This is a genomic window from Streptomyces sp. NPDC020731 (assembly GCF_044334705.1).
Classification (GTDB): domain Bacteria; phylum Actinomycetota; class Actinomycetes; order Streptomycetales; family Streptomycetaceae; genus Streptomyces.
Window position 1 is genome coordinate 320,602 of sequence record NZ_JBIRTN010000009.1, and the last position, 7,445, is coordinate 328,046.

The window sequence follows — 7,445 nt, forward strand, 5'->3', positions numbered from 1 at the left end:
ACACGTCAAGAAGGCGGGCGGCATTCGCTTCACGAACACCGCCCGCCTCACCGGCGCTTCAGCACCTCACCGGCTGAGCCGCTGGAACCTGCGCACCGCGAGCGGCAGGAAGACCGCCGTCAGTACGAGCGGCCACACGCCCGCCATCAGCAGCGCGTGCTGCTCGACCCAGGAGTCGCCACCGCCGACCGGGGTGCCGAACAGGTCGCGGGCCGCGGCGGCCGTGGAGGAGATCGGGTTCCAGGCCGCCATCCAGCCCAGCCAGTCCGGCATCAGCTGCGGGGCGACGAAGATGCTGGAGATCATCGTCAGCGGGAACGCGACCGCGAACAGCCCGCCCGCCGCCTCCGGGTTGGGCACCAGCAATCCCAGCCACACCCCGATCCAGATCAGCGAGAACCGCAGCCACAGCAGCAGCCCGAACGCCGCCAGGAAGCCCCAGCCGCCGTCCGGACGCCAGCCCATGGCCAGCGCGGTCAGCATCATGATGCCCAACTCGGCGCAGGCGACGACCAGATCGGTCACCCCGCGCCCGGCCACCACCGCCGAGGAGGCCATCGGCATGGAGCGGAACCGGTCGATGACCCCCTTGGTGGAGTCGTAGACCACGACGGTCGCGGTGTTGATGAAGCCGAACGCCATCGTCATCACGAACATGCCCGGCATCAGGAAGTCCTTGTAGTCCCCGCCGCCGGGCACGGTCATCGCACTGCCGAAGACATAGCCGTAGAGGAGGACCGACAGGATCGGGAAGCCCAGCTGCCAGGCGATGTTGACGGGCTGGCGCCGGTAATGGGTCAGGCCGCGGCGGACGATGTTCCAGCAGTCCGCCAGGGCCCAGTACGCACGGCCGTGCGTGGCCGGTCCGGTGGTCAGGTCGAGCGCGCTCATGCCGCCGTCTCCTCCTTCTCCGCGCGGTGTCCGGTCAGGCGCAGGAACACGTCGTCGAGGCTGGGCCTGCGCAGCCCGAGGTCCTCGACCCGTACGCCCTCGTCCTGGAGGGTGCGTGCGACGTCGGTCAGCGCGGCCACCCGGTCGGTCACGGGGGCGTGCACCCGCAACTCGGCCTCGTCCGAATCGGGTTCGCCGTCGGCGACCCGTGCGACCACCTTCACCACGCGCGCAATCTCGGACCGCTCGGCGACCACGACCTCGATGCGGTCGCCGCCGACCAGGTTCTTCAGTCCGTCCGGGGTGTCGTCGGCGATGGCCCGGCCCTGGTCGATGACGGTGATCCGGGAGGCGAGCCTGTCGGCCTCCTCCAGGTACTGCGTGGTCAGCAGCACGGTCGTGCCGTCCGCCACCAACGCCCGCACCGACTCCCAGACTTCGCCCCGGCTACGGGGGTCCAGTCCCGTCGTCGGCTCGTCCAGGAAGAGCACGGCCGGCGCGAGGATCATCGAGGCGGCGAGGTCGAGGCGGCGCCGCATGCCGCCGCTGTAGCCGCCCACGCCCTTGTCGGCGGCGTCGGTCAGGTCGAACCGCTCCAGCAGTTCGACCGCCCGCGCCTTGGCGCGCCCGCCGCCGAGGTGGAACAGCCTGCCGAACATCTCCAGGTTCTGCCGTCCGGTGAGCACCTCGTCCACCGCCGCGTACTGCCCGGTGAGCCCGATCCGGGCCCGCACCTCGCGCGCCCTGCGGGTGACGTCGAGTCCGGCCACCGTGGCACGGCCGCCGTCGAGGCGGATCAGCGTCGACAGGATGCGTACGGCGGTGGTCTTGCCGGCGCCGTTCGGCCCGAGCAGTCCGTGCACCGTGCCCTTCCGGACGGCGAGGTCGAAGCCGTCGAGCGCGCGTTTCTCCCCGTAGCGCTTCTCCAGGCCCTCGGCACGGACCGCGTAACCGTCGTCGTCGTTCTCGTTCATGGGTCCCCCTTCCAGTAACTGGGTACACCGTACCCGATTGCGCGTACGCCGTACCCAGTTTTTTCGCTCGGTCCTAAACTGCCCTCATGAGCAGCGGCAGGAGCGGTACCGAGACCAGCGGCAGCGGCGACATCGCCCGCACCCTCGACCTCCTGTGGGACACGGGCCCACGGCCCAGCCGGGGGCCGAAACCGGGCCTGACACTGGAGCGCATCGTGGAGGCCGCCATCGAGGTCGCCGACCGGGACGGGATCGGCGCGCTGTCGATGCGCCGCATCGCCACGGAGCTCGGCACCGGCACGATGTCCCTGTACCGCTACGTCCCCGGCAAGGCCGAGCTGCTCGACCTGATGCTGGACCGGGTGCAACGGCCCTCGGAGAACCCCGCGGACCTCGGCGACGGCGGCTGGCGCTCGGCGCTGGAGGCCCTGGGCCGCGCCGCCCTCGCCCTGTACCGCCGGCACCCCTGGCTGCTGGAGGTCAACCAGTCGCGCCCGATCCTGGGCCCGAGCGCGCTGGACGGAATGGAGAGGGTCCTCTCCCGGATCAAGCCGATGGGGCTGTCCGACCCGGAGCTGCTGTCGGCGATCATCATGGTCGACGGGTATGTCGTCGGGGCCGCCCGTACGCAGGTGTACCAGCTGGAGGCGGAGCGCGGCTCCGGGCTGACGGACGCGCAGTTCTGGGAGGCGCAGCGGCCGGCTCTGGAGAAGGCCATGAACAGCGGGCGCTACCCCGTCCTGGCCGCCCTCTCCGAGGACACCTTCGGCTCCGACTTCGACCACTTCGAGTTCGGGTTGCAGCGCATCCTGGACGGCCTGGAGGTGTGCGTCGCCCGGCGGGCGGCGGAGTGACCGCTCCCCGCCCGGCCGACGCCCGGTTCAGCCCCGGCGACGCCGCCGGGTCAGTCCGAACAGGACCGCGACGAGGACGGCCACCGCGACGGCGCCCCCGATCCGGACGCTGCCCCCGGTCCCGTCACCGGCGGTGTTCTCCCCGTCCTCCGCGCGGGCGCCCTTCCCGCCCCCGTCCCCGCGGTCGCCGCCGGGAGCCTCCCGGGACTCGACCGGACTCCGACCGCCCTCGCTGCCGTACATCAGCCGGGAGCCGTCGGCGGAGTAGGTGACGGACTCCCCCTGCCCCTGGAGCGGCACGCTCAGCCGGCCCTCGCGCTTCGGCTTCCCGCCGTTCCAGTCGTAGTGGATGCCGCCGAAGTAGCCGCGTACGGCGAGCCGCTCGCCGTCGGGGGAGAGCGCGGCGTCGGTGGCCCACAGGTCGACGGGGGCGACCGGCCGGAACACGTTGCTCCCGGACGCCGACAGCTCGGCGGGCCCTTCGTACAGGTGCCCGCCCTCCTCCTTCTTGTCGACGATGTAGACGCGCCCGGTCTTCGGGTGCACGATCACCGACTCGGCGTCGCGGGGCCCGTCGGAGTACTTCACGACGTACTGGGTGGCCCGCACGGTCGCGTCCTCGAGCTCCTTCGGCTCGGGCAGCTCGTAGATCCAGACGTACGGCCACGAGCCGCCGAGGTTGTCGCCGATGTCACCGACGAAGATCTTGTTGCCGGGTCCGACGGAGACGGCCTCGACGTCCCGGGGCGTGCCGATGCCGGTGAGGGTGAGGCGGGCGACGGTCTCGCCGGTCGCGCTGTCGACGGCGTAGAGGTAGGGGCCGTCGTCGCTGTCGTTGTGGGTCCAGTAGACGCCGGGGTGGAGGCGGGAGGCGGCGAGTCCGCTGGACTCGGTGATGCGCGGATCCTCGATCGTGAACCCCTCGTTCCCGTCGTCGGCTGCGGAGGCGGGCACGGCGAGCGCGCCCACGAGGAGGGTCGCGGCGATCAGGGCGAAGGGTCGGCGCATGTGCCAAGAGTGCCATTACTCGGCGCACTTCACGGGTGGTGTCCGGACTCACATCGCGACGGCCGGACCGATCGTCCATGATGACCGGGTGCTCAGGTTCATGCCCGTAGGTGACTCGATGACGATCGGGAGCGCGGGTGAACACACCTGGCGCTACCGGCTGTGGCAGCACCTGTGCACGGCGTACGGCGGCCCCTTCACGCTGGTCGGCCCGCGCGAGACGCTCCACGACCCGTCGACGGACGCGCCCACGTCGTACGCGTACGCCGACCCGGACTTCCCCCGCGCCCACCTGGCCGGCTGGGGCGAGGGCTGGCAGCACATGACCCCGCTGATCGGCGAGACCGTGCGCTCCTGCCGCGCGGACGTGCTGCTGGTGTCGCTGGGCCTGATCGACCTGGGTTTCTACACCAACGCCGAGCAGACCGCGGAGAACGTCCGCGCGTTCGTCGCCGGGGCGAGGGCCGCCGAGCCGCGCGTCCGCGTGGCGGTGCTGCCGGTGATCCGGAACATCCGGGTGGAGACGGACCCGGCCTTCGCCGAACAGGTCGCCCGTTTCAACGAACTGCTGGCGAAGACCGTCGCCGACCTGGACGGACCGGACTCGCCGCTGCTGTTCGTCCCGCCGCCGGCGTCGTACGACTTCCGCACGGACACGTACGACGGCACGCATCCCAACGAGAGCGGTGAGCACAAGATCGCGGGGGCCTTCGCGGAGGCGATGTGGCGGGGGTGGGGGCTGGGCGGGCCGTACGAGGTGGGGTAGCGGCCGGGGGGTTCTGGCATATGTGCCCTGCCCCATGTCCTGCTCACCGTGCGTATCGTTGTACCGCGCGGCCGCGCTCGTCCGTCGGGCGGCCGGGGAGGAGCGCCACGATGACCGTCCTTGACGACAGGATCGCGATGGCCGAGAGCGACAACACGCGCCAACTCGACGAGATGTTCGAGCGACTCGAGAAGATGCCCGTCCCCGAGGGATACAAGGTCGAAATCGTCGGGGGGGCTGTCTACATGGCACCGCAGCGGGACATTCACTGGGAAACCATTCGCATGATCCTCTGGGCCCTGGAAGACCGATTCGGACGACAGGCCAAACTGTTCTCGGACGTCCGCATCGACTTCCCCGGCCACCGGAACGGGTTCTGCCCGGACGTGGCGAAGATCAGGGACGGAGCGCAGAAGGACGACAAGGGCAAGTGGCGATACGAGGACGTGGAGTTCGTCGCCGAAGTCATCTCGAAGGACACGGCGCAGAACGACTACGAACCCAAGAAGACCGCTTACGCCCTCGCAGAGGTGCCGGTTTATCTGATCGCCGATCCCTATGTCCGCAAGTGCCGCCTGTTCACCCACCCCAAGAACGGCACCTATGTGAGCGACACGTCCATCGACTACGGCGGGGAGGTCGACATGACGACCACCCGTGTGGGCCTCGTTCTCAAGACCGACGACTTCCCCCACGACTGAGCCCTCTTGCATAGAGCGCACTCCAGGCCGTTGGCTTGGTGACCATGAAGTACACGCAGCTCGGACGCACGGGACTCAAGGTCAGCCGGCTCGTCCTCGGGACGATGAACTTCGGTCCGCAGACCGACGAGGCCGACAGCCACGCCATCATGGATGCCGCGCTGGACGCGGGACTGAATTTCTTCGACACGGCCAACGTCTACGGCTGGGGCGAGAACAAGGGCCGTACCGAGAGCATCATCGGCAGCTGGTTCGCGAAGGGCGGCGAGCGCCGCGACAAGGTGGTCCTCGCGACCAAGGTGTACGGGAACATGGCCGCCGACGGTGAGGCGTGGCCCAACCACGACAAGCTGTCGGCCGTGAACATCCGGCGGGCCGTCGACGCCTCGCTGAAGCGGCTGGGGACCGACTACATCGACGTCTACCAGTTCCACCACGTCGACCGGAACACCCCGTTCGAGGAGATCTGGCAGGCGATCGACGTCCTGGTCCAGCAGGGCAAGATCCTCTACGTCGGTTCCTCGAACTTCCCCGGCTACAAGATCGCCCAGGCCAACGAGACCGCCGCCCGGCGCGGCGGCACCATCGGCCTGGTCAGCGAGCAGTGCCTCTACAACCTCGCCGAGCGGCGCGCCGAGATGGAGGTCGTCCCGGCCGCGCAGGAGTACGGCCTCGGGGTCATCCCGTGGTCGCCGCTGCACGGCGGTCTGCTGGGCGGTGTGCTCAAGAAGGAGGTACAGGGCGGTCGCCGTGCCTCCGGGCGGGCCGCCGACACGCTGGCCGATCCGGCGTCCCGCGCGCAGATCCAGGCGTACGAGGACCTGCTCGACAAGCACGGCGTCGAGCCCGGCGAGGCCGCGCTGGCCTGGCTGCTCTCCCGGCCCGGCGTGACCGGCCCGATCGTCGGCCCGCGCACGGCCGAGCAGCTCGCCTCCGCGCTGCGGGCGGTCGAGCTGGAGCTGAGCGAGGAACTGCTGACCTCGCTGGACGAGATCTTCCCTGGTCCGGGGCCGTCACCGGAGGCCTTCGCCTGGTAGCGGCGCGTACGACAGCCGGCGGCGGCGCTAATTGCCCAGCGCCGCCGCCAGTGCCACCACGACGAACATCAGCACGAGCGCACCGGCCATGATCCGGTTCCGGGTCTTCGGGTCCACGCCGTCGAGCCTAACCGGCCGCGCCCAGTGCCCGGCGGGCGACCGCCTCGTAACGGGGCTGCTCGCCCGGTGTCCCCGACACCGGCAGGTTGCTGCGCACCAGTACCAGCTCGTCCACGGTCCAGCTGCGGCTGTGGAAGGCGTGCAGGGCCGCCACGTACGGTCGTACGTCGACGGCGTCCCGGCTGCGGGCCACCGTCAGGTGGGCCTTGTACCGCCGGTGCTCCTCCATCGCCACGCCCGCCCTCCGCGCCGCCGCCTCCGCCCGCTCGGCCAGCAGCCGCATGGTGCGCAGGTCTCCCTCCGCCCCGGTCCACAGCGCCCTGCCGTGCCCGAACCGGCCGCCGCCGCACAGGGCCAGCTCGAAGGGGTCCGTCCGGGCCGCGGCCCGCCCCAGCCGCGCCGTCAGCCCGGGCACGAGCTCGTCGTCGACCTCGCCGTAGAAGGCGAGCGTGAAGTGCCACCCGGCCCGCTCGGTCCACCGCATCCCGTCCGCCCCGGGCAGCCTCCGCAACCGGGCCACCTCGGCGGCGAGCTCCTGGACCACGTCCTCGGGGGGCAGTACGGCGGCGAAGAGTCTCATGGCTCCAGTCTCCCCGCCCCCTGGGAACACGAGTACGTCCACGCGTGTCCTGGTCGCCGTGCGTATCGTTGTACCGCGCGGCTGCACGCATCGAGCGGCAGCCGGGGAGGAGCGCCACGATGACCGTCCTCGAAGACAGGATCGAGGTGACTCCACCCACCGCTGAAGCGGCGGGCTTCCTGTGTCGGTGGCTAAGCACCGGCGCAGAGGACCAGCCCGGCCCTGTGCAGGACGTTCAGCGCGCCCACGCGGTCGGCGTTCTCCACGAACCCGCACGTGACGCACTCGAACTTTGCTTGGGTGACGCGGTTCTCCTTGGCGACGTGCCCACAGGCGGGGCAGGTGCGGGAGGTGTTGCGGGCGTCCACCGGGATCACGCGGCGAGCGGCACTCTCAGCCTTCTGCGCCAGGATTCCGAAGAACAACCCCCAACCCGCGTCGAGGATGCTGCGGTTGAGTCCGGCCTTCGCGGCGGCCCCGTTCGGCAGGAAACCGCCGGGAGTCCCGGGATCGG

At 70.7% G+C, this 7,445-nt stretch carries 9 protein-coding genes; 4 read left to right on the forward strand and 5 right to left on the reverse strand.

Translation table 11 applies throughout. The features are described from left to right. Positions 1-66: 66 nt before the first annotated feature. Positions 67-891, reverse strand: a complete 825-nt coding sequence (locus ACH4VX_RS16890; protein ID WP_398368163.1) for an ABC transporter permease — start codon at positions 889-891, stop codon at positions 67-69. After that, entirely contained in the window at positions 888-1,865 is a 978-nt protein-coding gene (locus ACH4VX_RS16895) for an ATP-binding cassette domain-containing protein (protein WP_398368164.1), read from the reverse strand. The genes ACH4VX_RS16890 and ACH4VX_RS16895 overlap by 4 nt, the downstream gene beginning before the upstream one ends. Before the next feature lie 86 nt (positions 1,866-1,951). Between ACH4VX_RS16895 and ACH4VX_RS16900 the strand changes: the two genes are divergently transcribed. Continuing rightward, entirely contained in the window at positions 1,952-2,719 is a 768-nt protein-coding gene (locus ACH4VX_RS16900) for a TetR/AcrR family transcriptional regulator (RefSeq protein ID WP_398368165.1), read from the forward strand. Between the two features lie 27 nt (positions 2,720-2,746). On the opposite strand, the gene ACH4VX_RS16905 is transcribed toward ACH4VX_RS16900, so the two are convergent. Continuing rightward, complete coding sequence (locus tag ACH4VX_RS16905) at positions 2,747-3,727, reverse strand: WD40 repeat domain-containing protein (protein ID WP_398368166.1); 981 nt, start codon at positions 3,725-3,727, stop codon at positions 2,747-2,749. Between the two features lie 88 nt (positions 3,728-3,815). Between ACH4VX_RS16905 and ACH4VX_RS16910 the strand changes: the two genes are divergently transcribed. From ACH4VX_RS16910 to ACH4VX_RS16920, 3 genes are all read left to right on the forward strand, one after another. After that, the gene (locus ACH4VX_RS16910) at positions 3,816-4,493 is read left to right on the forward strand and encodes an SGNH/GDSL hydrolase family protein (protein WP_398368167.1); all 678 of its coding nucleotides are present in this window, start codon (positions 3,816-3,818) and stop codon (positions 4,491-4,493) included. A 110-nt stretch (positions 4,494-4,603) separates the two neighbouring features. Further along, positions 4,604-5,194, forward strand: a complete 591-nt coding sequence (locus ACH4VX_RS16915; protein ID WP_398368168.1) for a Uma2 family endonuclease — start codon at positions 4,604-4,606, stop codon at positions 5,192-5,194. 44 nt (positions 5,195-5,238) lie between these two features. Next, positions 5,239-6,231 (forward strand): aldo/keto reductase, encoded by a 993-nt coding sequence (locus ACH4VX_RS16920; protein WP_398368169.1) that lies wholly within the window; start codon positions 5,239-5,241, stop codon positions 6,229-6,231. Between the two features lie 127 nt (positions 6,232-6,358). Here the strand turns inward: ACH4VX_RS16920 and thpR are convergent, their stop codons facing one another. Further along, a complete protein-coding gene (gene thpR / locus ACH4VX_RS16925) occupies positions 6,359-6,931 on the reverse strand; it encodes an RNA 2',3'-cyclic phosphodiesterase (RefSeq protein WP_398368170.1) in 573 nt (190 codons plus the stop codon). Between the two features lie 191 nt (positions 6,932-7,122). Beyond that, positions 7,123-7,445: RNA-guided endonuclease InsQ/TnpB family protein (locus ACH4VX_RS16930; RefSeq protein WP_398368171.1), on the reverse strand; the 323-nt coding region annotated here is incomplete at its 5' end.